At 52.8% G+C, this 26174-nt stretch carries 21 protein-coding genes and 2 pseudogenes; 14 read left to right on the top strand and 9 right to left on the bottom strand.

The features are described 5' to 3' along the window. The first annotated feature begins 31 nt into the window (after window positions 1-31). The 3 genes from CJP72_RS19530 to CJP72_RS19520 all read left to right on the top strand — a co-directional run bounded on the left by CJP72_RS19530 (window position 32) and on the right by CJP72_RS19520 (window position 3970). Window positions 32-1762, top strand: coding sequence for an amidohydrolase (locus tag CJP72_RS19530; protein WP_162382982.1), 1731 nt, complete (start codon window positions 32-34; stop codon window positions 1760-1762). 282 nt (window positions 1763-2044) lie between these two features. Next, window positions 2045-3388 carry an APC family permease gene (locus CJP72_RS19525; RefSeq protein ID WP_162382981.1) on the top strand — a complete coding sequence of 448 codons (1344 nt, stop codon included), beginning with the start codon at window positions 2045-2047 and terminating at the stop codon, window positions 3386-3388. Between the two features lie 57 nt (window positions 3389-3445). Beyond that, complete coding sequence (locus CJP72_RS19520) at window positions 3446-3970, top strand: GNAT family N-acetyltransferase (RefSeq protein ID WP_162383014.1); 525 nt, start codon at window positions 3446-3448, stop codon at window positions 3968-3970. A gap of 40 nt (window positions 3971-4010) precedes the next feature. Here the strand turns inward: CJP72_RS19520 and yjgA are convergent, their stop codons facing one another. Beyond that, on the bottom strand, window positions 4011-4562 hold the full coding sequence (gene yjgA, locus CJP72_RS19515) for a ribosome biogenesis factor YjgA (RefSeq protein ID WP_162382980.1): 552 nt from the start codon (window positions 4560-4562) through the stop codon (window positions 4011-4013). A gap of 95 nt (window positions 4563-4657) precedes the next feature. On the opposite strand from yjgA, the gene pmbA reads away from it, so the two are divergent. From pmbA to CJP72_RS19490, 5 genes and pseudogenes are all read left to right on the top strand, one after another. Continuing rightward, window positions 4658-6010 (top strand): metalloprotease PmbA, encoded by a 1353-nt coding sequence (pmbA, locus tag CJP72_RS19510; RefSeq protein ID WP_162382979.1) that lies wholly within the window; start codon window positions 4658-4660, stop codon window positions 6008-6010. Between the two features lie 57 nt (window positions 6011-6067). Further along, window positions 6068-6457: a cytochrome b562 gene (gene cybC / locus CJP72_RS19505; protein ID WP_162382978.1), complete on the top strand. Its 390-nt coding sequence runs from the start codon at window positions 6068-6070 to the stop codon at window positions 6455-6457. Between the two features lie 413 nt (window positions 6458-6870). Continuing rightward, window positions 6871-7035, top strand: a pseudogene (locus CJP72_RS19500) (glycine dehydrogenase); the annotation flags it as partial. A gap of 147 nt (window positions 7036-7182) precedes the next feature. Further along, complete coding sequence (locus CJP72_RS19495) at window positions 7183-7425, top strand: type II toxin-antitoxin system RelB/DinJ family antitoxin (protein ID WP_162382977.1); 243 nt, start codon at window positions 7183-7185, stop codon at window positions 7423-7425. Then, window positions 7415-7698 (top strand): annotated as a pseudogene (locus CJP72_RS19490) (type II toxin-antitoxin system RelE family toxin). Before CJP72_RS19495 ends, CJP72_RS19490 begins: the two are co-directional and overlap by 11 nt. Window positions 7699-7707: 9 nt before the next feature. On the opposite strand, the gene nrdG reads toward CJP72_RS19490, so the two are convergent. Both nrdG and nrdD read right to left on the bottom strand, forming a co-directional pair. Next, window positions 7708-8172: an anaerobic ribonucleoside-triphosphate reductase-activating protein gene (nrdG, locus tag CJP72_RS19485; protein WP_162382976.1), complete on the bottom strand. Its 465-nt coding sequence runs from the start codon at window positions 8170-8172 to the stop codon at window positions 7708-7710. 268 nt (window positions 8173-8440) lie between these two features. Next, complete coding sequence (gene nrdD, locus CJP72_RS19480; protein WP_162382975.1) at window positions 8441-10579, bottom strand: anaerobic ribonucleoside-triphosphate reductase; 2139 nt, start codon at window positions 10577-10579, stop codon at window positions 8441-8443. A gap of 1055 nt (window positions 10580-11634) precedes the next feature. Here nrdD and CJP72_RS19475 point away from each other — a divergent pair. The 5 genes from CJP72_RS19475 to CJP72_RS19455 are packed head-to-tail and all read left to right on the top strand — an operon-like array spanning window position 11635 to window position 16815. After that, entirely contained in the window at window positions 11635-12750 is a 1116-nt protein-coding gene (locus tag CJP72_RS19475; RefSeq protein ID WP_162383013.1) for an AI-2E family transporter, read from the top strand. Further along, window positions 12740-14263, top strand: coding sequence for an efflux transporter outer membrane subunit (locus CJP72_RS19470; RefSeq protein WP_162383012.1), 1524 nt, complete (start codon window positions 12740-12742; stop codon window positions 14261-14263). The genes CJP72_RS19475 and CJP72_RS19470 overlap by 11 nt, the downstream gene beginning before the upstream one ends. Next, on the top strand, window positions 14260-15354 hold the full coding sequence (locus CJP72_RS19465; RefSeq protein ID WP_162382974.1) for an HlyD family secretion protein: 1095 nt from the start codon (window positions 14260-14262) through the stop codon (window positions 15352-15354). Before CJP72_RS19470 ends, CJP72_RS19465 begins: the two co-directional genes overlap by 4 nt. 11 nt (window positions 15355-15365) lie before the next feature. Then, window positions 15366-16388: a DUF2955 domain-containing protein gene (locus CJP72_RS19460; protein ID WP_162382973.1), complete on the top strand. Its 1023-nt coding sequence runs from the start codon at window positions 15366-15368 to the stop codon at window positions 16386-16388. Between the two features lies 1 nt (window position 16389). Next, window positions 16390-16815, top strand: a complete 426-nt coding sequence (locus CJP72_RS19455) for an ion channel (RefSeq protein WP_162382972.1) — start codon at window positions 16390-16392, stop codon at window positions 16813-16815. Between the two features lie 464 nt (window positions 16816-17279). On the opposite strand, the gene treC is transcribed toward CJP72_RS19455, so the two are convergent. The 3 genes from treC to treR form a co-directional block, all read right to left on the bottom strand. Next, window positions 17280-18935, bottom strand: coding sequence for an alpha,alpha-phosphotrehalase (treC, locus tag CJP72_RS19450; RefSeq protein WP_162382971.1), 1656 nt, complete (start codon window positions 18933-18935; stop codon window positions 17280-17282). Between the two features lie 50 nt (window positions 18936-18985). After that, window positions 18986-20404, bottom strand: coding sequence for a PTS trehalose transporter subunit IIBC (treB, locus tag CJP72_RS19445; protein ID WP_162383011.1), 1419 nt, complete (start codon window positions 20402-20404; stop codon window positions 18986-18988). A gap of 143 nt (window positions 20405-20547) precedes the next feature. Next, window positions 20548-21495 carry a trehalose operon repressor TreR gene (gene treR, locus CJP72_RS19440; protein WP_162382970.1) on the bottom strand — a complete coding sequence of 316 codons (948 nt, stop codon included), beginning with the start codon at window positions 21493-21495 and terminating at the stop codon, window positions 20548-20550. A 384-nt stretch (window positions 21496-21879) separates the two neighbouring features. On the opposite strand from treR, the gene mgtA reads away from it, so the two are divergent. Continuing rightward, a complete protein-coding gene (mgtA, locus tag CJP72_RS19435) occupies window positions 21880-24567 on the top strand; it encodes a magnesium-translocating P-type ATPase (protein ID WP_162383010.1) in 2688 nt (895 codons plus the stop codon). Between the two features lie 72 nt (window positions 24568-24639). Here mgtA and CJP72_RS25875 read toward each other — a convergent pair whose 3' ends face one another. The 3 genes from CJP72_RS25875 to pyrI all read right to left on the bottom strand — a co-directional run bounded on the left by CJP72_RS25875 (window position 24640) and on the right by pyrI (window position 26172). Next, on the bottom strand, window positions 24640-25092 hold the full coding sequence (locus tag CJP72_RS25875; protein ID WP_162382969.1) for a transposase: 453 nt from the start codon (window positions 25090-25092) through the stop codon (window positions 24640-24642). Window positions 25093-25214: 122 nt separating this feature from the next. After that, complete coding sequence (ridA, locus tag CJP72_RS19425; RefSeq protein ID WP_000047541.1) at window positions 25215-25601, bottom strand: 2-iminobutanoate/2-iminopropanoate deaminase; 387 nt, start codon at window positions 25599-25601, stop codon at window positions 25215-25217. 109 nt (window positions 25602-25710) lie between these two features. Then, window positions 25711-26172 carry an aspartate carbamoyltransferase regulatory subunit gene (gene pyrI, locus CJP72_RS19420; RefSeq protein ID WP_162382968.1) on the bottom strand — a complete coding sequence of 154 codons (462 nt, stop codon included), beginning with the start codon at window positions 26170-26172 and terminating at the stop codon, window positions 25711-25713. Window positions 26173-26174 lie beyond the last annotated feature (2 nt).

The raw sequence follows: 26174 nt of genomic DNA, 5'->3' as shown, positions 1-26174 counted from the left end.
ACGATGAATAACGGATCCCGGAACACCCTTCATGATGCCTGACTCCCTGAATCCCGATGTGATTTACCATAACGGTAAAATTTATACGGCAGATAAGTCCGATCAATTCTGTGAAGCTATCGCCATCAAACAAGGCTATATCACCGCGGTTGGCAGCAGTCATGAACTGCTGGCGCTGGCGGGGGCGCAAACAGAAGTGATCGACCTTGAAAAAAAGGTTGTTCTGCCGGGACTTATCGATAGTCATATGCATCCATTCTGGGGAGGCAAGCAGCTTCGCGGCTGTAATCTGAATTACGCGGCGCTGACCGTGGAAGGGACGCTGGCGATTCTCCAGCAGCACCTTGATGAAGATCCGCTGAAAGAAGAAGACGACTGGTTATCCGTGCGTGCGTGGCAGCGTCAGGCGATGATCCCGGCTGGCGCCGACATGTGCCGTCAATCGCTGGATACGCTGAACACGCGCCGCCCGGTGGTGCTTTTTTCCAATGACTGCCATACGCTGGCGGCCAACAGTCGTGCGCTGGAGATGCTCGGCATCACCGAAGAGACCCCGGTTCCGGCAGATGGCAAAATCGGCCGGGATGAAGAGGGGCGCTTAAACGGTATTCTGGAAGATGCGCCAGCCATGCGTGCTTTCGACAGCATTCCAACCGGTACGCCGGAACAGTGTGTGCTGATTGCCCGTCATGTTCAGCGGGTCCTGAATCAGCAGGGCGTGACTACGGTCATGGATACCCGCGTTTACGAAGAGCAGTTAAAAGCGTTCGCCGCTCTGCGTGATAGCGACGAGTTAACCCTGCGGATGTGCGGCGCGCGTGAAATTACGCCGGACAGCGTTGCGGGCCCACAGGATGCCGCCCGCGCGCTGGATGAACTTGTCGCTTTTAACCAACGCTGGAATGATCCCGTGTGGCAGCCAGCGCCTGGTTTTGGTGTCAGCCATGTGAAATTCTTTGTTGATGGCGTGCTCCAGCCTCCCACCATGACCGCATCGCTGCTTCAGCCCTACCGTAAAAACCGCGGGACGCATGCGCAACCTGACTGGCAGCCGACAGAAGACTATGGCGATCTCTACTTCACCCCCGAGGTATTTAATGCGCTGATCAACGAGTGCGGACGCACTGGCGTTCACCCGCATATGCATACGGTGGCGGAAGGGGCGATAGAAATGGCGCTGGATGCGTTGCAGGAGATGCGTCAGGCCTGGCCGCAGAAAGACGTCCGTCCGGGTCTTGCGCACAATGAACTTGCGGCGGCGCACCAGTATGCCCGTTTTGCCGAGCTGGATGTTACGGCGGTACTCTCCTATCAGTGGGCGGGATTACCGGCGGTGTTGATTGAGGAAGAACGCGCCATGCTGGGCGAAGCGCGTTTCCCGCATCTTGAGCCACAGGGGCGATTCCTGGATGCTGGCGCGCGTCTGGCGTATGGCAGTGACTGGCCAATCGATCGTCTTGATGAGTGGTATAACTTGCAAATTGCCATGACGCGCCGGGCGTGGGATGCCGAAGGCAATCCTGCGGGGCCACGTCTTGATAATGACCGCAATTTAACACTGACAGAAGTGCTGCGATCCGCCACGATCGATGCTGCCTACATGATTGCCCGCGATCGTGAAATTGGTTCTCTCGAACCGGGTAAGCTGGCCGATCTGATTGTCCTGAAAGACGATATCTTCAGTCATTCTCCCGAAACCTTATTCAAAACGCGGGTGCTGCGCACGGTTGTCGGCGGTAAAGTGGTTTGGCAGGACGCCTGATAGTGTGAAATAAACAGCCTGTTTTTGTTATGGAAACAGGCTTATCTATTTGTAAAGTTGTATATAAGCAGAATAAATACCGTCGAATTCATTTTGTTTTCGGCGTTCGATAGATTTACATGTGAAATAAATTAAAAAAATTAAAGTAAATAATTTTAGATAAATAGAACGCTTATTATGCTTTTCAAAATCCCGGTCATATGTAAAAATTCGCGGTCTTTTTTTTATTATAAATAAACCTTTCAACGGTGCCTTTTAACAGCGCCAGGAGATGATACGGGAATGCCACAAAAACATCAGCTACGAAGAGTGCTTAAAACACCGGCCCTGGTCGCATTTGGTTTGGCGTATATGGTTCCGCTGGGAGTATTTACCACCTACGGACAGGTGACTGTCCTCAGTGAAGGGCATCTGCCTATCGCCTATCTGGTGACGATTGCGACGATTCTGTTTACCGCGTTGAGTTACTGCCGTATGACCAGCGCGTTACCGCTGGCCGGTTCTGCTTATTCTTATGTTCAGCGCAGTTTTGGCGGCAGAATGGGATTTTTGGTGGGATGGGCGCAGATCCTGGATTATTTATTCCTGCCAATTCTGAATTATCTTGTTTTAGGCATCTTCCTGCATGAGGCATTCCCGGCGATCCCGGCGCCTGTCTTTGTTCTGGCATCTATTATATCGGTCAGTCTGCTGAATATTCTTGGCGTACGACTGATGACATCCGTTAATTTCACATTAATTGCGGCACAATTAATTTTTATCGTGCTGTTTATCGCGCTTTCTTTTAGCCAGGCTGATTTGAGTCCGGATGCGCTGCTGCGTCCTCTGTTAGTGGACAGTGGGCATTTGGGCGGATTACTGGCCGGTGCGGCGGTGCTTTGCCTGGCGTTTTTGGGGTTTGACGCTATCGCGACAATGGCGGAAGAGGCTGACGATGCGAAACGGACATTACCTCGCGCTATTATCATTACCGTCCTGCTGGCTGGCGTTATCTTTATCGCCGTGTCGTATGCCGCGCATTTGATCTACCCGGACTGGCAATCGCTGATCCCGGTTCAGGATACCGCAAGCCTGGTAGTGTCGGAAAAAGTCGGCGGTAAATGGATGTACAACTTCTTTATGGCGGCTTACCTGACCGGTGTTTATGCCTCTGCCATGACGGCGCAGACCGGCGTATCGCGTATCTTCTATGCCATGGGACGTGAAGGCGTATTGCCGAGAAAAATCTTTTTCCATCTGCATTCTCGTTTCCATACCCCGTATCGGGCGATTATTTTCGTGGCGCTGGTTTCCCTGACGGCGCTGGAGTTGAGCCTGGATCTTGTCGTCTCGATGATCAGTTTCGGGGCGCTTGTTGCATTTACCTTTGTGAACCTCAGCGTCATCAAGCACTTCCTGATCAATGAACAACGCCGTGGCGCTGCCGCGCTGTTTCACTATGGGCTTTTGCCGTTACTGGGCGTAGGGATGTCGGTGTGGCTGTGGACGAACCTGGCGCCGGATGCGTTAAAAGTGGGCCTTGTGTGGCTGGCGGGCGGGTTTGCCTGGCTGCTGTATATGACGCGCGGTTTACGTCAGTCGCCGCCGTCAGTCGATTATGATGAAATCGCTCATCTGATTGATTAATCATCTCTCCCGCGCACGATGGTGCGCGGGTTGTCATTCACTTTCTTATCACCTGATATGCTGACCTGTAAAAAAATAACCTCGACAGAATCCACGCTCTTTCAGCGTCTGGACGCGCTGTACTCGACGGCTTTCCCCTGGCACGAACAACGGGAGATGCATGCCAAACAACAGGCCATTGCCAACCCGCATTACGCCCTTGAAGGGTGGTTTGAAGAGGCGCAGTTTATTGGCCTGAGCGGATGCTGGACCTTTGACGACTACGTTTACGTTGAACATCTGGCGATTGATGGGGCATTACGTTCGCAGGGGTATGGCAAAATCCTGCTCGGGCAGATCCTTGCGCGTTCGCCGATGACGATTCTGGAGATTGATCCACTGACGACGGAAATTGCCGAAAAACGGCTGCGGTTTTACGAATCGATGGGTTTTTTTGCCAATCCGTGGCCGCATACGCATCCGGCGTATCATCAGGGAATGGCCGGACATGAGCTCATTGTGCTGAGTTATCCGGAGCCGATAACGGCATCGCACTATGCGCGCTTCAATGCGGATTTATGCCATCGCGTTATGGCGCTATAAAAAATAATGCCCCAGCGTTGCTGAGGCATCCGGAACGGAATTACGCTTCGCTTTCCGCCAGCTCACGCAGATACTGGAAGATTTGGCGTGCCGACTTCGGCGGCTTGTTACCTTCTTTCTCTTTTTTGGCATTGCGAATCAGAGAACGAAGTTGCTGACGATCGGCGTTTGGCCACAGGTTCAGCACTTCCTCGACCGCCTCATCCCCTTCAACAATCAGACGATCGCGCAATTGCTCAAGCTTGTGAAACAGCACGACCTGTTGGTTGTGGCGATTCTTCAGCTTATCCAGTGCCTGGCGGATCGGATCGACATCGCGTTGACGCAACATTTTACCAATCAACTGCAACTGACGGCGGCGGCCTTCCATTTTAATACGCTGGGCCAGTTCAATGGCTGCGCGCAGGTCCGCATCGAGCGGGATTTTATCCAGCGCGTTTTTCCCTAATTCCACCAGTTCCACACCCAGGCGTTTTAACTCCTCGGCGTCACGTTTAATTTCACTTTTACTGACCCAGATAATTTCATCGTCTTCGTCTTCGATGTCATCACCGGGAACGTCGTCGAGCCAGTCTTCGGGCTGCTTAGTCATGTCAGGCTCCTTAAAAAAAGAGGCTAATGTTACCAGTTAAGATGCGCACTGAAAAACGGTTCTCTGTTAGACTTCAGAGAAACTCTCTCTACATTATGGCATTTGCGATGAAAGTAATCTCACAAGTTGAAGCGCAGCGTAAGATTCTGGAAGAAGCGGTATCAACAGCGCTGGAGTTAGCGTCAGGCAAATCGGACGGTGCGGAAGTCGCCGTCAGTAAGACGACCGGTATCAGCGTGAGCACCCGTTATGGTGAAGTGGAGAACGTAGAATTCAATAGTGATGGCGCTCTGGGCATCACCGTGTATCACCAGAACCGTAAAGGCAGCGCGTCATCCACCGATTTAAGCCCGCAGGCAATTGCGCGTACCGTTCAGGCGGCGCTGGATATTGCCCGCTATACGTCACCGGATCCGTGTGCTGGCGTGGCAGACAAAGAGCTGCTGGCCTTTGACGCGCCGGACCTCGATCTGTTCCATCCCGCTGACGTCTCCCCGGATGAAGCCATTGAACTGGCGGCGCGCGCCGAACAGGCTTCCCTGCAGGCGGACAAACGCATCACCAATACCGAAGGCGGCAGCTTTAACAGCCACTACGGCATTAAAGTGTTTGGCAACAGCCACGGCATGTTGCAGGGTTATTGCTCCACCCGCCATTCGCTTTCAAGCTGTGTTATCGCAGAAGAGAATGGCGAAATGGAGCGTGATTACGCGTATACCATCGGCCGTGCCCTGGGCGATTTACACACGCCGGAATGGGTAGGGGCTGAGTGCGCACGTCGTACTTTATCTCGCCTGGCACCGCGCAAACTGTCCACCATGAAAGCGCCAGTCATCTTCGCCAATGAAGTGGCGACCGGCCTGTTTGGCCATCTGGTTGGCGCTATTGCAGGCGGCTCGGTGTATCGCAAGTCCACTTTCCTGCTCGACTCGCTGGGCAAACAGATCCTGCCTGAGTGGTTGACCATCGAAGAGCATCCGCACCTGCTGAAAGGGCTGGCCTCTTCACCGTTCGACAGTGAAGGCGTGCGTACGGAGCGTCGCGATATCGTTAAAGATGGCGTACTGACCCAGTGGCTGCTCACCAACTATTCGGCGCGCAAATTAGGGCTGAAAAGCACCGGGCACGCGGGCGGTATTCACAACTGGCGTATTGCCGGACAGGGCCTGAGTTTTGAGCAGATGCTGAAACAGATGGGAACAGGTCTGGTAGTGACTGAGCTGATGGGGCAAGGCGTGAGCGGTATTACCGGTGACTATTCCCGTGGCGCGGCGGGCTTCTGGGTCGAAAACGGTGAAATTCAGTATCCGGTGAGCGAGATAACCATTGCCGGTAACTTAAAAGAGATGTGGCGCAATATTGTGACCGTGGGTAATGATATTGAAATGCGTAGCAATATACAGTGTGGTTCAGTGCTGTTACCGGAGATGAAAATCGCCGGGCAGTAGTCTCAAATGGCGCGACCTGCCGCGCCATAAACTTCAATAATAAAAAGGAAGTGAGCAATGCGTAAAAACCTGTTAGCGATGCTGGCTGTGTCATCTCTCGTGCTGAGTTCGGCCAATGTGTTTGCGGCCGATCTTGAAGATGACATGGGGATCCTCAACGATAATTTGAAAGTGGTCGAGAAAACGGATAACGCAACGGAATTGAAAGATGCGTTAACCAAAATGCGTGCCGCCGCGCTGGATGCCCAAAAAGCCACTCCACCGAAACTGGAAAACAAATCCCCTGACAGCCCGGAAATGAAAGATTTCCGTCACGGCTTAGAGACGCTGATAGGTCAGATCGACGGTGCGCTTAAGCTGGCGAATGAAGGCAAAGTTAGCGAGGCGAAAGCGGCGGCCGAAGCGTTGAAAACCACGCGCAACGAGAACCATAAGAAGTTTCGTTAATCCTCCCACATCACCTGATGTCTCACTGGGACATCAGGTGAAAAATCATCGTGTGATTTGTGGGGGAACCCCCACTGTCTCTTCCTGTTATGACGATGTGCGTACCTGAGAAGTGCGTGATCTCTGCATCGCGCCTCTCTGGGATTCGTCATCATTCTTCTCTATACGGCTGCTGAAAATCGCTCTTTGGTCACAGTTCCCGATTTTCGTCTCTCGTTGGAGACGCGCCGAAATGCCGCAATATCCGTGATTAAAATCACACTAATCCAGCGATAAATCAGCAAAACCGCCTTTTCTGTGGAACAGATCACCCCTGCCACTCGTCTTTCCACTTCGAAGTGGAAAATAACTCGCTACAAACGATTAACCTCCCCCGTTAGTTTTATCCCAGAGACATTAATGGGGTATGACGAGTGAATAACGGAGCAGTAATGACCGACATGGGGGAACAGGTGGCGCAGATTAGCGAACTGGCCGATCGCATGCTGGCGCAGGTGTATGCCTTGCTCAGCGAGCGCCACATCATTCCCAACGCCGTACAGGAACAAATGCTGACGTCTCATGTTCGCGCCATGGCAAGGCTCTGTACCTGTCAGGACTTTGATGAGTTTAAAACGGTGGCGATGGAGTGTGTGAGTCGGTTTTGAGAGACGTTTTCCAGAAATGAATGTAATGCAGATGTAATGCTATAATGCATTACATCTCTTCTTTTTATTGGAGGCATAATGGCCACATTAAACGTTCGTCTGGATGACAAACTCAAAAACGAGGCATATGCCGTGTTGGAAAAACTCAATATTACCCCTACAGAAGCCGTGAGACTGTTATTTCAGTATGTTGCTGAGAATGGACGAATGCCGTTAAAAACCGTCACGATTAGCGACAGTGAAGAAGCACTGCTCCAGACGGTTCGGGAAAGGCTGGCTAACCCACAGAAAGGCATTAAGGTCAGTTTGGATGAGCTATGAACTGGCGTTTGATCCACGAGCACTGAAGGATGGAGCAAACTGGGTAACACCGTAAAAACACAGTTTAAGAAGAAGCTTGTCGAAGTGCTTTCAAGCCCACATATTGAAGCCGCGCGACGACATGATCTGCCTGATTGCTACAGAATTAAGCTCAGGTCTTCAGGTTACCGGTTAGTTTATCAGGTGAAGGAAGAACAGGTCGTGGTACTCGTGATCGCAATCGGTAAGAGAGAAAAATCGGCCGTTTATCATGAGGCTGACAAACGGCTTTGACGAGCCAGGTTAACGCAAATGATGCACAACCTGATTACTGCTGCCCCGCCAGATCAGCGCCGGGTCTTTTAAGTCCTGCACAAACTTACCGTCTACCAGCACATTGATAAGGTCTACAACCTCCCTTTGTGCGGCGTCCAGCTCATCAATCTTATAGCCGGTCCATACCCAGATATCTTTACCCGGACACTGGGCGTGGATACGTTTCACCAGTTTCAGGATCTCAGGGACGTTTTGCGGATGCAACGGATCGCCGCCGGAGAGGGAAATGCCCTGGCGTTTGATGCGCGTGTCGTTCAGATCGGCAATGATCTTGTCTTCCATTTCTTGGGTAAATGGCTGACCCGAGTTCACGCGCCAGGTGCTTTTATTGTAGCAGCCGGGGCATTCATGGACGCAGCCCGAAACAAACAGGGTGCAGCGGGTGCCGGGGCCGTTGACGATGTCGACAGGGTAGTATTGGTGATAATTCATTGTTTCCTCGTCTCATTTGGCGCTGTAGCGGCGTTGGCTGCTCTCGTGCGCCCGGGTCACTTACTGATGTAAGCTCCCCGAGACTTACTCGCTTGCCACCTTGCTACAACACCAACTGCTTAGAGGAAACTCATAGGTTGGGATTGTCGCCAGGGGCTACAGGCTGTAGGCCGGATAAGGTGTTTTCACCGCCATCCGGCAACAATGTGATGCCTGATGGTGACGCAAAGTGTCTTATCCGGCCAGGGGCAGGCATCGTCGGAAAAAATTAACCGATCTGCCCGTTACCCAAATGTTTAACGCGGCGTTTCACTTCTTCCTGCTTACCGGCGTTAAACGGACGTGCATCCGGACTGCCTAAATATCCGCATACGCGACGAGTCACCGAGACGCGTGCAGCATCGTGGTTACCGCATTTCGGGCAGGTAAAGCCTTTGCTGGTGCACTCAAACTCACCGGTATAGCCGCACTCGTAGCATTCGTCGATCGGCGTGTTGGTTCCGTAATACGGCACGTGCTGATAGCTGTAATCCCAGACGTCTTCCAGGGCTTTCAGGTTGTGCTGAATGTTCGGGTACTCGCCATAGCAAATGAAACCACCGTTCGCCAGCGGCGGGTACGGCGCTTCAAAATCGATCTTGTCGTACGGGTTGACCTTTTTCTCGACGTCGAGGTGGAAGCTGTTGGTGTAGTAACCTTTGTCCGTCACGCCAGCAATCACGCCGAACTCGGCGGTATCCAGACGGCAGAAGCGGTCACACAGGTTTTCACTCGGCGTGCTGTACAGGCTAAAGCCGTAACCCGTTTCGTTCTTCCACTGATCGACAGCCTGACGCAGGCGTTCCACGATGGCGATGCCTTTGGCACGAAGCGCTTCGCTGTCGTACAGATGCTCGTTGCCAAACAGGGCATTGATGGTTTCATGGATACCGATATAGCCCAGTGAGATGGACGCACGGCCATTTTTAAAGATTTCAGAAACGTCATCGTCCGCTTTCAGACGCACGCCGCAGGCACCTTCCATATACAGGATGGGCGCAACGCGCGCTTTCACGCCTTCCAGGCGTGCGATGCGGGTCATCAGCGCTTTCCGCGCCAGCACCAGGCGATCATCCAGCAGTTTCCAGAAGGTGGCTTCGTCACCGTGGGCTTCCAGCGCAATGCGCGGCAGGTTGAGGCTGATAACGCCGAGGTTGTTACGCCCGTCGTGAACCTGCTCGCCGTTCTCGTTTTCCCACACGCCAAGGAAACTGCGGCAACCCATCGGGGTTTTGAACGAACCGGTGACTTTCACCACCTGATCGTAGTTCAGGATATCCGGGTACATACGTTTGCTTGCGCACTCCAGCGCCAGCTGTTTGATGTCGTAGTTCGGATCGCCAAACTTGTGGTTCAGGCCATCACGAATGGCGAACACCAGTTTCGGGAATACCGCGGTTTTACGATTTTTACCCAGGCCCGCAATACGGTTGCGCAGAATGGACTGCTGAATCAGACGAGATTCCCTGCTGGTGCCAAGGCCAAAGCCAAAGGTCACGAACGGCGTCTGTCCATTGGCGGTGTGCAGCGTGTTAACTTCGTATTCCAGAGACTGGAATGCGTCATAGCACTCTTTCTCGGTACGGGAATGCGCGTAGCCGTCAGCATCCGGGATTTGCCACTCTTCAGCGGTTTTGCGGTGCTTAGTGAAGCTGGCGGTGACAAACGGGGCCAGCACTTCATCAATACGGTTAATGGTGGTGCCGCCATAAATATGGCTGGCAACCTGGGCGATGATCTGCGCGGTGACCGCCGTGGCGGTGGAGATGGATTTTGGCGGTTCGATCTCCGCGTTACCCATCTTAAAGCCCTGCGTCAGCATGCCTTTCAGATCGATCAGCATACAGTTGAACATCGGGAAGAAAGGGGAGTAGTCGAGATCGTGATAGTGAATATCACCACGCTCATGCGCCTGCACCACATCGCGCGGCAGCAGATGCTGACGCGCATAGTGCTTAGCCACGATACCGGCCAGCAGATCGCGCTGGGTCGGGATCACTTTACTGTCTTTGTTGGCATTTTCGTTGAGCAACGCGGAGTTGGTTTGCTCGACCAGACCGCGGATTTCCTGGTTCAGGCGACCACGCTTCTCGCGCTGAATATCGCGATCGTGGCGATATTCGATATAGGCGCGGGCGAGTTGTTTGTACGGACCCGACATCAGTTGGTTTTCAACTGCGGTCTGGATTTCGTTGATATCGACCTGACTGCGCTCATTCATTTGGCTGCTGACAATTTCTGCGACGGTGGCGCAGTAATCTGCGTCATCGACTCCCGCTGCTTTAGCTGCACGCAGAATGGCTTCTTTGATGCGCTCTGATTTAAACGACACTTTACAGCCATCACGTTTCATCACATGCGGTGTCATGATCACTCCATATTTATAAGAACAGGTTATCCACAGAGGCTGGGGAAGCATTCCTTGGTTTATTCATCTCTCTATCCAAAGACTTCCCGCAATCCTGACCCATTTTATCCACAACAGCTGCGCTATACGGTCAGTTGTGGTTGATGCAATTGTAGACGATAAATACAACATATTGGGTCGGCGTGCATTTTAAGTTCTATATGTAGTGATTTGCATCAAGGATGTTTACGATTTTATTGACGTAGGACAAAGTAAAAATCAGAGCGTACAGAGGACGGGCACTACAGCCTTTGTAAATTATTTCCGAAAAATTCTGATTAATTATTCAACAAAAACAGTAAGGTAAATCTTAGAGAACGCATTGGTTTCCACACTTTTTCTGCCGGATTATTCCTGTCAAAGAAGATTGCGCTGGATATTCCTTCCTTACTTGTCGCTGCCGCGATACTCATGTTGTAAGAAGGCCGTCATTTTGCCAGTGCGGCGGATTTACGTTCCAGTGAAATATGTTTCCTCTGTCACTTTATTGCCCTCAGATTCATTTCAAAAAGGGTGACAACGGTCCTGGCGCTTAGGGACATAGCCCAAAGTAATTAAGTTTTTCCTGACATATAAATTTTTTTGAGTGTTAGGCTGTCAGTGCTATTGCGATAAAATTGCGCGATATTTTTAATGAATTCGAAAGTATTACAACTACTTACATAAATGTTAATCAAAAGAAAAATTACGGAGCGCAGAATTTAATTCTGGGTTTTTGGTGTTTTACTTGTTATATGTGCTATTGAAATGGCGAAACACCATTATATTAAATGGTTTTTCCATTTGTTTTGTTCATTAAACTATTTGTTAATGCTCAACATTGCATTATTTGCAAGCATGGTGGTTTGTTCTATCATAAAAATAGTTAGGCGAATTAAACGTCAAATCAATATATTCTTATTATTTAAATATCCTTCATTTATTTAATGTAATACCCGCTATCTGTGTGTTGGCCTGCTTTTATTGTGCAAGGTCTGGGTAGCTACGTGTTTACCATCAATTGGAATAACGTCACCATGGAAAATAACGAACTATCCACTGTCATTGAAAAAAGACTGGTTGCCAGATTTCTGGATATGTTCATCAAACTAGGGCTAATTCTGGCGCTAGGATCTTTCTGCTTTACGGTCATTTCCCCGTTCATGAATATGTTGCTGTGGGCGCTTATTTTAGCGGTCACGCTGTATCCCTTGCATCAGCGTTTTGCTATCCGAATGGGAGATAAACAAGGCAGGGCGTCGACTGTCATGGTGTTACTGGGGGGGCTGCTGATTGTTGCGCCGACCGTTGCCATGCTCAGCTCCCTGGGCGATAGCATAAGCAGCCTTGTGGATAAAGTGGGAAGCGATAGTCTGGTTATTTCACCCCCTCCGGCGAAGATCGAGTCTATTCCTGTTGTCGGTGGAAAAGTGTACGCCTTGTGGCTCAAAGCTTCGACTGATTTACCCAGCCTTATCAGCAGTTATCGCCCGCAGTTGGGAGATATCGCTAAGCAGGTTCTGGGCATTCTGGCGAGCATGGGCGGCGGGTTAATTGGTTTCGTCTTCTCCTTCATCGTGGCAGGTATCATGATGGCCTGGGGGGCTCCAGGTGCACGCAGTGCGAACAATATCGCCATCCGTATTACCGATACACAACGCGGCCTTGCGCTGACCAAACTGTGTACCAGCACCATTCGTGCTGTCGCAATGGGTGTTATCGGGGTTGCCTTCATTCAGGCGCTGTTGGCCGGTATTGTTATGGCGATTGCGGGCATTCCTGCGGTTGGCGTCTTCTTTGTCCTGGCGTTGATTTTGGGGATTGCTCAGGTGCCCGTTATCCTGGTAACAGCACCCGCGATTGCCATCATGTGGATGTCAGGCGATCACGGTACGGTTATCAATATTGTCTACACCGTGCTGCTGCTGGTTGCCGGTATGGCGGATAACGTACTCAAGCCATTGTTGCTGGGGCGCGGTGTTGATGCTCCGATGCCAGTGGTGCTGTTGGGGGCGCTGGGCGGTATGGCAGCCAATGGTATTCTCGGTATGTTCGTTGGGGCGACGTTGCTTTCCATCGGCTATCGCATCTTCATGGCCTGGGTTAACCAGGGGCCGGATGGCGGAGCGGTGAGTGGAAAAGATGCTCAATGACGGTCGTTTTGGGCGCTTCCTGTTAACAGGAGGCGCCTGCCTGGTCTTGAGTGCGTGTACCACCCTGGGGCCGGACTATCAATCGCCGCAAGTCCCGGAGCTGAACCAGTGGCAAGCGACGACCAAAAGTATGGACGGCAAAGCCACCACACAAAATTATGACCAGTGGTGGACGCAACTCAATGACCCCACGTTAACCGCCCTTATTAATGAAGCGTTGCGTAAAAACCCGGACGTTAAGATTGCCGGTTTGCGCTTGCTTGAGTCACGCGCGCAATTGGGAATAGCCGAAAGCCTGCTGGGGCCGCAGGCGACTGTCGGCACCGGTGATGTGATAACGGGCGGCACACGTCGTGATGGCCGTTACAATGACACCACCAGCTATAGCGCCGATTTTAATCTGGGGTGGGAGATCGATTTTTGGGGTAAATTCCGGCGTGGCGTAGAGTCAGCCGATGCGAGTTACTTTGCGACCCTCGCGCAGTATGACGATATTCAGGTGCTGATGGCGGCACAAGTGGCGCAACTGTATGTGAATATCCGCACCTTAGAAGCACGGCTGCAAATTACTCGCAGCAACGCCGAAATTCAACAACGCAGCCTGCAAATTACCGAGCGCCTGTTCCTCAGCGGTAACAGTGCTGAGCTCGACGTGCAGCAAGCGAAAACCCAATATCTGTCAACACTCTCCAGTATCCCGCAACTGGAAACCAGCCTACGTCAAAGTCAAAACGCGCTCAGTGTGTTGCTTGCGCGTAAACCTGGCCCATTGCCTGAAATGACGGGCAATACCGGAGTGATTCCGCAGGGCAATCTGGCGTTGGTGTCTGAGTTGCCTGCAGACCTGTTGCGCCGTCGGCCTGATGTGCGGGTTGCCGAACGGCAACTGGCTGCCCAGTCGGCGCTTATCGGGGTGGCAGAAAGTGAGCTCTATCCTTCTATTTCACTGATTGGCAGTGTGGGAATCAGTGCGCGTAGTGGGACGAGCAGCACGCTGTCCTGGGCGGCTGGCCCCACATTTAGCTGGAATTTGCTCGATCAAGGGCGGCTTGGCAACCAGGTTTTGGTACAGGATTCCCGCTTCTTGCAACTGCATGAACGCTATCGGGACACCGTGTTTCAGGCTGCCCGTGAAGTCGATGATGCCGCTATCGCTTACGCCAATGGCAACGACGAAATTGAGTTGCTGACCCAAACGGGTGAGGCGGCGAGCCGTTCTCTGGAGATTGCGAATACGCAATACCGGGAAGGAATGGCCGATTTCCAACGGGTACTGGATTCGCAACGCGCCTTGTTCAATCAACAAGAGCGGCTGGTGAACAGTCGTGGTGCCCTGATGCGCGACCTGATAACGCTGTACAAAGCGCTGGGGGGCGGTTGGGAAAGTGGGCGACAACGTCCGTTGGTTGACTCACAAACCGATGCGCATTTACGCCAGAGGAGTGACTGGCTCCCTCTGCTGGACGCGCCTCTGCCAGCGGCAACTGATATCAAAGAAGGTAAAAAGCAATGACCGAACCCTCATCCCCGGCGGGACAAGCGAGTCGTCGCGGCGTGATAAGTCTCCTCGCCGTGATAGTGGTTCTGCTGTGCTGGTATTTAGCGGCCGACCGGCTCACGCCCTATACCTCGCAGGCCAGAATTCAGGCGTTTGTTATTCCTATCTCTTCTGAGGTTGCCGGACAAATTCAAAAAGTCTATGTGCGCGACAATCAGCAAGTAGCGCCTGGGGATCCGTTATTTGAACTTGATCCTGAGCCTTACGATATCGCCCTGTCACGGGCGCGTTCAGACTATGAAACGGTATTAAGTTCGGTCAAGGCAAACAATGAAGCCATTGCCGCTGCCGAAGCGGGTTTGCAAGCCGCGAAAGCCGCTTACCAGAATGCGGCGAAAGACGCTGAACGCCAGGAGCGTTTGTACCGCGAAGATCCCGGCACGATTTCGGTCCGTCGTCTTGAAGTGGCACAAGCGACGCGTGAAACCGCGCGTAGCCAAATGGCGGCAGCGGCAGCGGATGTACGCCGCGCCACCGAAATGGCGGGGGCTGAAGGGGACAATAATTCACAACTGCTCAGTGCGCGGTCGGCGGTTCGTAAAGCGGAACTTGACCGGAAAAATACCGTGATTGTGGCAACCAACCGTGGGCTGGTGACGGATTTGCGCACCGATGTGGGCCAGTTCCTTGGCGCGGGCGCACCAGTAATGACTCTGGTCGCTATCAACGATGTCTGGATCAGTGCGGACATGACAGAGAACAACCTGGGCAATGTGAAGCCTGGCGATGAAGTGGCCATTCTGCTCGATAGCCAGCCTGGGCACATTTATAAAGGGCAGGTGCGCAGTATTGGCTATGGCATCAGTGCCACGCAAAGCCAGCCAGCAGGAGTATTACCGACGATCGACAATAACCGTGATTGGTTACGTCAGGCGCAGCGTTTCCCCGTTAAGGTGGCGTTCTCGAAAGATGATTTTCCCCCCGTCGACAGTTTACGGGCGGGTGGGCAAGCAGATGTGCTGGTGTACGCGAATGGCAGTGGCTTGATGAGCGTTTTAGGTAGCGTCTACATACGGTTGATGAGCGTGTTCTCGTATATCTACTAAGGTGCTGCGCTATGCATAACGGAGATCGTGCGGTACTGAGGATCAGCTGCGGAACCGCGATTGCCGCGCTGGTCTGTTACAGCCTCGCACTGCCGATGCCCCATCTGGGGTGCATCATGGCCTGGATTGTTCTTTGCCAGGGCAAACCGTTACCCATCAAGAAAGGGATCGTCGTGGGCCTTGTGCTAATGACAACCATGATGGGGGGCGTGCTGATGGTGCCGTTGTTAACGCACTATCCGTTGCCCGCGCTGCTGTTGACCGCGCTGTTGCTTTACCAGCTGATGCTGATGTGGCTTGCCGGGAAGGGCACTCAGGCGATGTTGCTTACCATGATGGTCGCCATCATTCCCATCGCCGGGCTGATTGAGCAATCGCTCGCCGTCGGCATCGCACAGATGATGGGCCTTGGCATCATCATTGGCACAGTGGTTAACCGGATTGCCCTCGCTTTATTTCCACCACAGGCGACACCAGAATCGGCGGGAAAAGCGCATGTTGCACCGCAGTCGCCCTATTACCTGGCCTTACGTGCGGTGCTGATTGTGCTGCCTGTCTGGCTGCTGGCATTGAGTAATCCCGCGTTCTATATCCCGGCGGTGATGAAAACAGTGATGCTTGCACAACAAACCAACACGCTTGCGGCAAAACAGGTGGGACGCGAGCTGGTGCTGTCGACCCTGATGGGCGCGCTGTTAGCCGTGGTGTTGTGGTTCGGGTTAAGTCTTTGGCCCTCGCTTTTGATGTTGGTGCTGTGGCTTGCGCTGGTCAGCCTTTGGGTGGCACGACGCATGGTGCGGCTGGTGGCAAACCGGTTCACACCTTCCTTTTGGAGCAATGCCTGGGTCACCTGCCTCATCTTGTTTGGCCCCGCCATTCAGGATAGTGCGGCGGGCAAAGATGTCTGGCTGGCGTCTGCGATGCGTTGCTCTTTGTATGTTGTGGTTGCCCTCTATGGTTGGGCATGTGTTGTGATTCTTGAACGCTGGCGCCCGAGTGGTCGGCCTGCGGTTGAAGCCACTCCAGGAGATTAATATGTTGCTGGTTTTAGTCACAGGGATGCCCGTCATCCTGTTGAATATGCTGTTACAGTCGTGGGTTTCTATTGGCTGTATTCGTTTTTACATCAAACGGTTTAACCACAGAGAAGGGATGATGGCCGGGGTGCTGGCGTTATTTGGCATCATTACCATCGTGCTGATGGGCAATCTGCTGCAAATTATGCTGTGGGGGATTTTATTCCTGTGGCTGGGGGAGTTTTCAACGCTCAAAGAGGCGGTTTACCATTCAGGCGTAAACTTTGCCACGCTTGGTTATGGCGATATCGTGATGAGCGCGAAGTGGAAGTTGTTTGGCGTACTCGAGGCAGTGAACGGTGCGATGATGATTGGCCTGTCTGGTGCCAGCATGCTGGCAGTCTTACAGCACCATATTCGCAAAATGCTCGGGCAAACGAAATAACGCGTTCAGGCGGGTTCCCCTGGCCTTACGGAAACACGTCGGCAATTTTCAGCCGGACTCTCCCCACACCTGACCACCTAATTTGTTGTTTAAACCGCCAAACGGAAATCACTGGAAGTCAGAATGCTGAAGCGACACCCGGTCCGGCTCGAAAATCGATGAGACGTTGACGGCTGACCGGGTCCGCCCGCAGGGACGCGGGCGGAGGGGGCGGCCTGCAGGGACGCAGGCTCGACCCCGACCCGAAAGGCAGACGGCATAAGGCGAATGTATCGCGAAGCGACGATTTTCCTTGCCGGGAGCCTGGGTTGCAAGGGAGGCGGCGGGGAGCCTCCCTTGCACGTTCACAGGGAGTGTGGCTTCAGAGAAGCAGCGGACATAAGGTGAACGTCACCCTTCACCAGAGTGACAGGTCCTCGCTAATTTCTGAACTGACCAGCATCATCATATCTGCATCCCATTTTTTATTTCAACAACCACCAGACAGCTTCAAAAGGCCGGAGCGTCATGGGGCCGGGATGGTGGGCAACCTCAGCGTAGTTATGCAGCAAAACCTGCCAGTTTCCGCAGAATTGCGCAGGTTTCCAGTCCTGAAACTCAGGGCTCAGATTGGCGATCACCAGCAGTTGCTGTCCCTGCCATTCACGACGATAGCACCATAAATGTGGGCTGTTCGGTAGCAGATCCTGGTAATCTCCCCAACTGATAATCGGCTCTTTTTTGCGCAGCGCGATCAGTTGCTGGTAGGTATAGAAGACGGAGTTTTTATCCGCCAGCGCCGCCTCGACGTTAATCTCCCCTGCGTTATCGCACAGGTTTATCCACGGCGTGCCGTGGGTGAAACCGGCATTTTCACTGCTATCCCACTGCATTGGCGTGCGGCTGTTGTCGCGCGATTTACTGGCGAGAATGGCCAGCAGTTCATCTGCATCGTGGTTTTGAGCGAGTCGCCCGGCAAACATGTTGTGGCTTTCTACGTCACGGTAGTCGGTGATGCGGGTGAAATGGGGATTGGTCATCCCGATCTCTTCGCCCTGGTAAATGTAGGGCGTGCCCTGCATACCATGCAGCACCATAGCCAGCATTTTCGCGGCCGGAACCCGATATTCGTTTTCATCGCCAAATCGCGAGACGATGCGTGGCTGGTCGTGATTACACCAGAACAACGCATTCCAGGCGATGTTGTGCATCCCCTGCTGCCAGTGGCGGAACAGCGCTTTTAATGCCACATAATCAGGTTTCGCCAGTGTCCATTTTTCACCGCTCGGATAATCGACCTTCAAATGATGAAAGTTAAAGGTCATCGACAATTCACTGCCATCCAGCGCGGCATAGCGTTGGCAGTTTTCCAGCGTAGTGGAAGACATTTCACCAACGGTCATTAACCCACGGGGGGTAAACACATCGCGATTCATCTCGTGTAAAAATTCGTGCGCACGCGGGCCGTCGGTATAAAAACGGCGACCATCGCCGTCGGGATCGTTTGGGAAATCCTGGTTTTTTGAAATCAGGTTCACCACGTCCAGACGCAGGCCATCGACGCCGCGATCGGCCCAGAATTCGCAGACTTTTTTCAATTCGGCGCGGACCGCAGGGTTCTCCCAGTTCAGGTCGGCTTGCTCTGGCGCAAAGAGGTGCAGATAATATTGCTCACTGTCGGCGTGCCAGTCCCAGGCGTAACCGCCAAACTTTGAGCGCCAGTTGTTGGGCCGCTCATCTGGCGTTCCGTCACGCCAGATGTAGAACTGGCGATACGGGCTCTCTTTATTGAGCGCTTCGCGAAACCAGGCGTGTTGCGTCGACGTATGGTTAAACACCATATCCAGAATAATGCGGATGCCGCGAGTTTTGGCCTGCGCAACCAGTTCATCGAAGTCATCCAGTGTGCCATAGGCGGGATCAATCGCCATATAGTCGGCTACGTCATAACCATTATCAATCTGCGGAGAAAGGTAGAACGGCGTCAGCCAGATGGCGTCTACCCCCAATTTTTGCAGATAGTCGAGGCGCTGCGTCACACCGCGTAAATCGCCCGTGCCGCTTCCGGTTGTGTCCTGAAAACTCCTGGGATAGATCTGGTAAATAACGCCGTTTTGCCACCAGTGGGGAAGGGTGTTCATTATTTTTTCCTGGAACAAATGCGATGGGGCGCAACGGCGCCCCAAAAAAATTAGACGATCTGCAACGTACCCTGACGGTACTTGCGCTGATAGACAACAGACGTCAGCACCATTGGAATGACGATCGCGACCACCATCGCCATACCAAACACCTGCCAGTAGCTCGGTTGTATGGAGAGAATTCCCGGCAGGCCGCCGACGCCGATACCATTCGCCATGACGCCGTTCAGGCCACACAGCAATCCGGCGAGACCGGAGCCAATCATGGCGCACAGCATCGGGAACCGGTATTTCAGGTTGATGCCGTACATTGCCGGTTCAGTTACCCCAAGATAGGCGGAGATCGCGGCAGGAACGGAAATCTCACGTTCGTTGTGTTTGCGGCTGGAAATAATGATGCCGACAACGGCAGACGCCTGAGCGATATTCGACAGCGCAATCAGTGGCCAGACGGGTGTACCGCCCATGCTCTGAATCATCTGCATGTCGATAGCCAGCGTCGTCTGATGGACGCCCGTTATCACAAGCGGAGCATAAAGGAAGCCGAACAGCGCCGCGCCAATGGGGGCGAAGCTGCCGGTCATCAGGTGACGCACGGCGAACGCCACGCCGTCGCCAATCATGCGACCAAACGGACCGATCAAGGCGTGCGCGAGGAACACCGCCAGAATCAGTGAACACACAGGCACGACCACCAGATAGAGGTAGTCCGGCACAATGCGCTTCAGGCGTGTTTCAATCAATCCGAGCGCGAGACCTGCCAGTAACGCCGGGATCACCTGCGCCTGATAGCCCACTTTTGCAATGCTGAACATGCCAAAGTCCCACACCTCCGGAACCTGTTGTCCCAGCAGATAGGCATTCATCAGTTGGGGAGAAACCAGCGTCACGCCGAGCACGATCCCGAGGATTGGCGTGCCGCCCATTTTCTTCACGGCGGACCAACAGATCCCTACCGGCAGATAGAAGAAGATCGCTTCGCCAATAAGCCACAAGAAGTCGTAAAGGGTTTTCAGCGATGGATGCATCTGCGCCAGCGTCTGACCGTTGCTCATCGGCAGATCGCCAATCACGTTACGAAAACCGAGGATCAGACCACCGCTGATTAATGCTGGCAGCAGAGGGAAGAAGATCTCGGCGAAATGGGAGATCAGCTGTTCGTGCCATTTCATGTTCTGACGGGCGGCTTTTTTCGCCTGCTCTTTGTCGGCGCTCGCCTGCCCGGTGGTCGCCAGCAGGGCTTTGTAGTAGTCGCCGACGTCGGTGCCAATCACGACCTGGAACTGACCCGCATTGGTAAAACAGCCCTTAACCATCGGTAATTGTTCAATTTCTTTCGGTTTAGCATTTGCTGGCTGATTGAGGACAAAGCGCAGGCGAGTAATACAGTGGCTTACCGTGGCGATGTTATCGCGCCCGCCAACCAACGCTATCAGCTGGTCGATATCAGCTTGTTTAACTTTACTCATCATAGAGCCCCGTGGCAGATGAAGTGGTGTTGTGAAGTAACCTGCCGCAAGAGTATATCCTCGTTACATTTTCTAAAATGGGAACGTTCCCGAAACGCAGCGAAGATCACAAATTAGCGTGCAAAAAAGCACCTGGATGGCCTTCAGGAGAGGACGGAGGGGATCACGATCTGGCGGGGATCGCTGCGTCCGTTGATCTGCTCGATCAACTGCAATGCCGCTTGTCGTCCCGCTTCGGCATAGCCGGGATCGACGGTGACGATCTCCGGGTGGAGAAATTTCATCAGCGGCGTATTGCCGACGCTGGCCAGTTGCAGTGCCTCAATGCGGTGTTCCTGCAAATATTTACTGGCGCCCAACGCCAGCGTATCCGTCGCGCAGACCAGCGCGGTGGTGTCCGGGGTGATGACATCCACGGCATGATCGTAGCCTTGCTTCATGGCAAGACCTGGCAGAGCCGCAACGGGATGCAGTTTATGTTTTTTACAGAAGGCCAGATACGCGTCATGGCGACGTTTGCCGGTGGTGATGTCGTTATGGGGCACCCCCAGAAAACTGATATGCCGGTGACCCTGATCGTACAGACGCTGCATCAGGGTTTTAATGGCACCGTCATCGTCATAACACACGGAGGCAAAACCTTTGGCATCACGGGCCAACAGAACCAGAGAAGGCTGCCAGGGATTCAGCGTCTCTTCACTAATACCGGTAAAACCAAAGAGCACGACGCCATCAATGTTCCGCCGCCTGAGCATACCCAGATGTTCTTCTACCAGTGCAGGGGAAAACTGGCTTTCCATCATAATCGGGTCATAGCCTTGTTCATAAAAGGCGGGAAGCATGGTTTGTACCGCGAGGTTTTCCGACAACGAGTCCAGACGCGTGACGATGATGGCGACCACTTTGTCGCTCTGTCCACGCATGGCGCGCGCAGAACGCGAAGGCGAAAATCCGTGCTGATTCATCACCGCTTCGACGCGTTCACGGGTCCGTTCGCTCACTCCGCTTTCGTTATTGAGCACGCGAGAAACGGTTGATTTCCCGACGCCGCTTAAGCGGGCGATGTCTTTAATGGTCAGCCGATGTTGCATCCTGTTTTCCCGTGGTACGTCTGGTCTTTGAAAAGGAATCACTTTACTCAGGTGAAAGGCAATGGGCAAAGTCTGGTTTAGTCACCTTCAGTTATCATACCGCCATAATAGAGACAAACCTTATGGTTTTCTGCGCATTGCGCATCATTCATTTACCGGAGGCTGTATGGATCCTGATCCCACCCCTCTCTCGCGAGGGCGACGTATTCCTTTCCGGTAAGCCTGCTTTTCACTGTCTTACCGGTGGCGTAAGACAGTGACGTTCTGACGTCCCTGTTCTCTTTTTACATTACCCTCAGGTAAGGCATTGCCGCGCCTGACGGATTTTCTGCGCCTGATTTACAGGGCGCGGAGGGACTGCCTGTGTTTAAAAATCTAACCCGTATGCTTTTTGTTCGACTGAACCGCCATTTGCCTTATCGCCTGGTGCAGCGTGATCCGTTGCCCAACGCGCAGACAGTGGCCAGTACGCCAATCTCCCCTTCATTACGCGAGCGCTGTCTGAAGGTCGCCGTGATGGAAGAAGAGGCGCTCTGGCGTACCTTTGACGCGCACCCGGAAGGGTTGAATCATGCCGAGGTTGAGTGCGCGCGTGAAAAATACGGTGAGAATCAGCTCCCGGCTCAGCAGCCCGCTGCGTGGTGGCGACATTTGTGGACGTGTTATCGCAACCCGTTCAATATTTTGCTCACCATTTTGGGGGGGATCTCCTATGCCACGGAGGATCTGTTCGCCGCCAGCGTGATCGCTCTGATGGTCATTATTTCCACGCTGCTGAATTTTGTGCAGGAGGCACGCTCGACGAAAGCGGCGGATGCCCTGAAAGCGATGGTCAGTAATACGGCGACGGTGCTGCGTGTGATAAACGACAGCGGAAAGAACGGCTGGCTGGAGCTGCCCATCGACCAACTGGTGCCGGGCGATATCATCAAACTGGCGGCCGGCGATATGATCCCGGCGGACCTGCGCGTTTTTCAGGCGCGTGATCTGTTTGTCGCACAGGCCTCGCTGACGGGCGAGTCGCTGCCTGTTGAGAAAGTGGCGGTAACGCGTGACCCGCAACAAAGCAATCCGCTTGAGTGCGATACGCTGTGTTTTATGGGCACCAATGTGGTGAGCGGCACGGCGCTGGCGATGGTCATGGCGACGGGCGCCAACACCTGGTTTGGTCAATTGGCGGGAAGAGTCACCGAACAGGAAAGCGAGCAGAACGCGTTTCAAAAAGGCATTAGCCGCGTCAGTATGCTGTTGATTCGTTTTATGTTGGTGATGGCGCCTGTTGTTCTGCTCATTAACGGCTACACCAAAGGCGACTGGTGGGAAGCGGCGCTTTTTGCGCTGTCGGTAGCCGTTGGCTTAACGCCGGAGATGCTGCCGATGATTGTCACCTCTACGCTGGCGCGTGGGGCGGTGAAGCTTTCAAAGCAGAAGGTCATTGTCAAACATCTCGATGCCATCCAGAACTTCGGCGCGATGGACATTCTCTGCACCGATAAAACCGGCACGCTAACGCAGGATAAAATTGTGCTGGAGAATCACACCGATATCTCGGGAAAACCCAGCGAACGCGTGTTGCATTCCGCCTGGCTGAACAGCCATTACCAGACCGGACTGAAGAACTTACTCGACACCGCCGTGCTGGAAGGTGTGGATGAAGCCACTGCACGGCAGCTTTCCGGCCGCTGGCAGAAAATTGACGAAATCCCGTTTGATTTTGAACGCCGCCGGATGTCGGTGGTGGTGGCAGAAGAGGCCAGTGTGCATCAATTGGTGTGCAAAGGGGCTTTGCAGGAGATCCTCACTGTCTGCACCCAGGTTCGATACAACGGAGAGATTGTGCCGCTGGATGACAATATGTTGCGGCGGGTTAAGCGGGTCACCGATACCCTGAACCGACAGGGACTACGTGTAGTGGCAGTTGCGACGAAATACCTGCCCGCGCGTGAAGGGGATTATCAACGTATTGATGAGTCCTGCCTGATCCTCGAAGGCTATATCGCGTTTCTCGATCCCCCAAAAGAGACCACTGCACCCGCGCTGAATGCGCTGAAAGCCAGCGGGATCAGCGTAAAAATCCTCACCGGAGACAGTGAACTGGTGGCGGCAAAAGTCTGTCACGACGTTGGGCTGGATGCGGGGGAAGCGGTCATCGGCAGCGATATCGAAGGGCTAAGCGATGATGAACTGGCGAAGCTGGCGCTGCGTACTACGCTGTTTGCGCGCCTGACGCCGATGCACAAAGAGCGCATCGTCACGCTGCTCAAACGCGAAGGACATGTGGTCGGGTTTATGGGTGACGGTATCAATGATGCGCCAGCATTGCGGGCTGCGGACATTGGTATTTCTGTTGATGGCGCGGTGGATATTGCCCGTGAAACCGCCGATATCATCTTGCTGGAAAAAAGCCTGATGGTGTTGGAAGAGGGCGTAATTGAGGGACGGCGTACCTTCTCTAACATGCTGAAGTACATCAAGATGACCGCCAGTTCTAACTTCGGTAATGTCTTCAGCGTTCTGGTAGCGAGCGCCTTCCTGCCGTTTCTGCCCATGTTGCCGCTACATTTACTGATTCAAAACCTGCTGTACGATGTATCCCAGGTGGCCATCCCGTTTGATAACGTTGATGATGAGCAGATCCAAAAGCCGCAGCGCTGGAATCCTGCCGATCTTGGGCGCTTTATGCTGTTCTTTGGGCCGATCAGTTCAATCTTTGACATTTTGACGTTTTGTGTAATGTGGTGGGTCTTCCACGCCAATGTGCCGGAAGCGCAAACCTTGTTCCAGTCAGGCTGGTTTGTGGTGGGACTGCTGTCGCAAACATTGATTGTGCATATGATCCGTACTCGCCGCGTGCCGTTTATCCAGAGCCGCGCCGCATGGCCATTAATGCTGATGACATTACTGGTGATGGTTGTGGGGATCGCATTACCGTTTTCACCGCTGGCAAGTTATCTGCAATTGCAGGCGTTGCCGCTGAGCTATTTCCCGTGGCTGGTGGCCATTCTGGTGGGATATATGACGCTGACGCAGTGGGTGAAGGGATTTTATAGCCGGCGTTACGGCTGGCAGTAATTTTTTACTTCTATTAAGGTATTTCTGGATAAATATCGGCCTGAAATAAGTCTCCTTAGGGCCGATAATATTTCAAAAAAGATGGGTGGTAATATACCCGAGAGAAAAAATAGAAAGAATAATGAATGCCCAGCTAAGATTATAAAATACATTATTCGCCGCTTTCCCAGAGCGAGAAATGAAAATATTTTCTTCCTTAATATGTTTTTCTGATATCTTACGGAAGCGACGGATGTAGCTAACACAGTAAAGCAAGAAGGGAGGAATGATTAACACACCGGTGAGGTCAGGGAACGCCAGTCCAGCTATTATGGCTACAATGAAGAAGCACAAAAATACCATTGATGCAGTGGATTCTATTTGTTTTAACTCACAGCGCACGCTTTCGGCATGCAACTCTTGCCAGCGTCGGAGCGTGCTTATGCTAAATTCATATTTTTCGCACAATACTTTGTTTGGTACACCGTTTTTAGCCTGATGAAGAAAATCAGCAATTTGTTCCTCAGTAAAGCGTGCTTTTGCCATTGTCTGGGCTCCATGGCTAAGAATAATAGGTCTCCGTTTCCAGTTGCTGATTGAATAACAATAATAATGTAAATTCAAGAAAATAATCCAGGCATTAATCCTGGATTATTTTTTGACGGAGATTAGCGACGAACAGCAATCGCTTCGATTTCAATCTTCACGTCTTTCGGCAGACGCGCCACTTCAACGCAGGAACGCGCCGGGAAGGTCGCATTATGCTCGGTGAAGAACGCTTCGTAAGTGGCGTTCACGGTGGCAAAGTCGTTCAGATCTTTAACGAACACGGTGGTTTTTACGATGTCGCCAACTTTCAGTCCCGCCGCTTCGACGATAGCTTTTACGTTTTCCAGCGACTGACGCGCCTGAGCTGACACGTCTTCCGGTACGCTGCCGGTTTTTGGATCAACCGGGATCTGACCGGAAGTGATGATCATGCTGCCCAGGTCTACGCCCTGAACATATGGGCCGATAGCTGCTGGTGCATTTTCCGTCGCGATAGTTTTGCTCATGATATCTCCTGATTTACAGCGGTAATTGAGGCTGCATCAATCCATTTGAGGGATGCAGCCTCATGTTCCCGGTTATTATAGGGAGCCGGGAATCCATAACCAACCCCAATTAGTTGGCGAGCACCACATAATGAGAAAACTCTTTTTCACAGTATTTGCATTTGAGCGCAATGTCGTCTACGCGTTTTTTCACTGAAAAACTGGAAGAAACCGGTTCTGCATGGCTGATGCAGTTGCTGTTCGGGCAGACCAGCACACTGTCAATACGCTCCGGTAGACTGGGGCGGGATTTACCCACAACGTCGTAATCGTCAATACGGTTCACCGTGGCTTGCGGGGCGTACAGAGAGAGTTGGTTTACCTGCTCATCGGTCAGGAACGTGTTCTCGATTTTGATAAGGTCTTTGCGGCCCATTTCACCCGACGGCAGATTAAGGCCGATGGTGATGCGCTGGTCAGTTTCGGTCAGCTTGAACAGGGTCAGCAGCTTAAAACCGACCTGGGCGGGAATGTGGTCAATCACGGTACCGCGTTTGATTGCTTCAACCTGAAGTTTGTTGTCGTGTGTCATCT

The sequence above is a fragment of the Citrobacter sp. NCU1 genome, assembly GCF_010231475.1.
GTDB lineage: Bacteria > Pseudomonadota > Gammaproteobacteria > Enterobacterales > Enterobacteriaceae > Citrobacter_D.
The sequence above is the reverse complement of the archived record's forward strand: the minus strand, read 5'-3'. Positions and strand labels throughout refer to the sequence as shown.

What these genes read in the sequence shown, in the direction of transcription:
- CJP72_RS19530 (WP_162382982.1), top strand. Translation starts at nt 32, where the DNA reads ATGATGCCTGACTCCCTGAATCCCGATGTGATTTACCATAACGGTAAA.
- CJP72_RS19525 (WP_162382981.1), top strand. Translation starts at nt 2,045, where the DNA reads ATGCCACAAAAACATCAGCTACGAAGAGTGCTTAAAACACCGGCCCTG.
- CJP72_RS19520 (WP_162383014.1), top strand. Translation starts at nt 3,446, where the DNA reads ATGCTGACCTGTAAAAAAATAACCTCGACAGAATCCACGCTCTTTCAG.
- yjgA (WP_162382980.1), bottom strand. Translation starts at nt 4,562, where the DNA reads ATGACTAAGCAGCCCGAAGACTGGCTCGACGACGTTCCCGGTGATGAC.
- pmbA (WP_162382979.1), top strand. Translation starts at nt 4,658, where the DNA reads ATGGCATTTGCGATGAAAGTAATCTCACAAGTTGAAGCGCAGCGTAAG.
- cybC (WP_162382978.1), top strand. Translation starts at nt 6,068, where the DNA reads ATGCGTAAAAACCTGTTAGCGATGCTGGCTGTGTCATCTCTCGTGCTG.
- CJP72_RS19495 (WP_162382977.1), top strand. Translation starts at nt 7,183, where the DNA reads ATGGCCACATTAAACGTTCGTCTGGATGACAAACTCAAAAACGAGGCA.
- nrdG (WP_162382976.1), bottom strand. Translation starts at nt 8,172, where the DNA reads ATGAATTATCACCAATACTACCCTGTCGACATCGTCAACGGCCCCGGC.
- nrdD (WP_162382975.1), bottom strand. Translation starts at nt 10,579, where the DNA reads ATGACACCGCATGTGATGAAACGTGATGGCTGTAAAGTGTCGTTTAAA.
- CJP72_RS19475 (WP_162383013.1), top strand. Translation starts at nt 11,635, where the DNA reads ATGGAAAATAACGAACTATCCACTGTCATTGAAAAAAGACTGGTTGCC.
- CJP72_RS19470 (WP_162383012.1), top strand. Translation starts at nt 12,740, where the DNA reads ATGCTCAATGACGGTCGTTTTGGGCGCTTCCTGTTAACAGGAGGCGCC.
- CJP72_RS19465 (WP_162382974.1), top strand. Translation starts at nt 14,260, where the DNA reads ATGACCGAACCCTCATCCCCGGCGGGACAAGCGAGTCGTCGCGGCGTG.
- CJP72_RS19460 (WP_162382973.1), top strand. Translation starts at nt 15,366, where the DNA reads ATGCATAACGGAGATCGTGCGGTACTGAGGATCAGCTGCGGAACCGCG.
- CJP72_RS19455 (WP_162382972.1), top strand. Translation starts at nt 16,390, where the DNA reads ATGTTGCTGGTTTTAGTCACAGGGATGCCCGTCATCCTGTTGAATATG.
- treC (WP_162382971.1), bottom strand. Translation starts at nt 18,935, where the DNA reads ATGAACACCCTTCCCCACTGGTGGCAAAACGGCGTTATTTACCAGATC.
- treB (WP_162383011.1), bottom strand. Translation starts at nt 20,404, where the DNA reads ATGAGTAAAGTTAAACAAGCTGATATCGACCAGCTGATAGCGTTGGTT.
- treR (WP_162382970.1), bottom strand. Translation starts at nt 21,495, where the DNA reads ATGCAACATCGGCTGACCATTAAAGACATCGCCCGCTTAAGCGGCGTC.
- mgtA (WP_162383010.1), top strand. Translation starts at nt 21,880, where the DNA reads ATGCTTTTTGTTCGACTGAACCGCCATTTGCCTTATCGCCTGGTGCAG.
- CJP72_RS25875 (WP_162382969.1), bottom strand. Translation starts at nt 25,092, where the DNA reads ATGGCAAAAGCACGCTTTACTGAGGAACAAATTGCTGATTTTCTTCAT.
- ridA (WP_000047541.1), bottom strand. Translation starts at nt 25,601, where the DNA reads ATGAGCAAAACTATCGCGACGGAAAATGCACCAGCAGCTATCGGCCCA.
- pyrI (WP_162382968.1), bottom strand. Translation starts at nt 26,172, where the DNA reads ATGACACACGACAACAAACTTCAGGTTGAAGCAATCAAACGCGGTACC.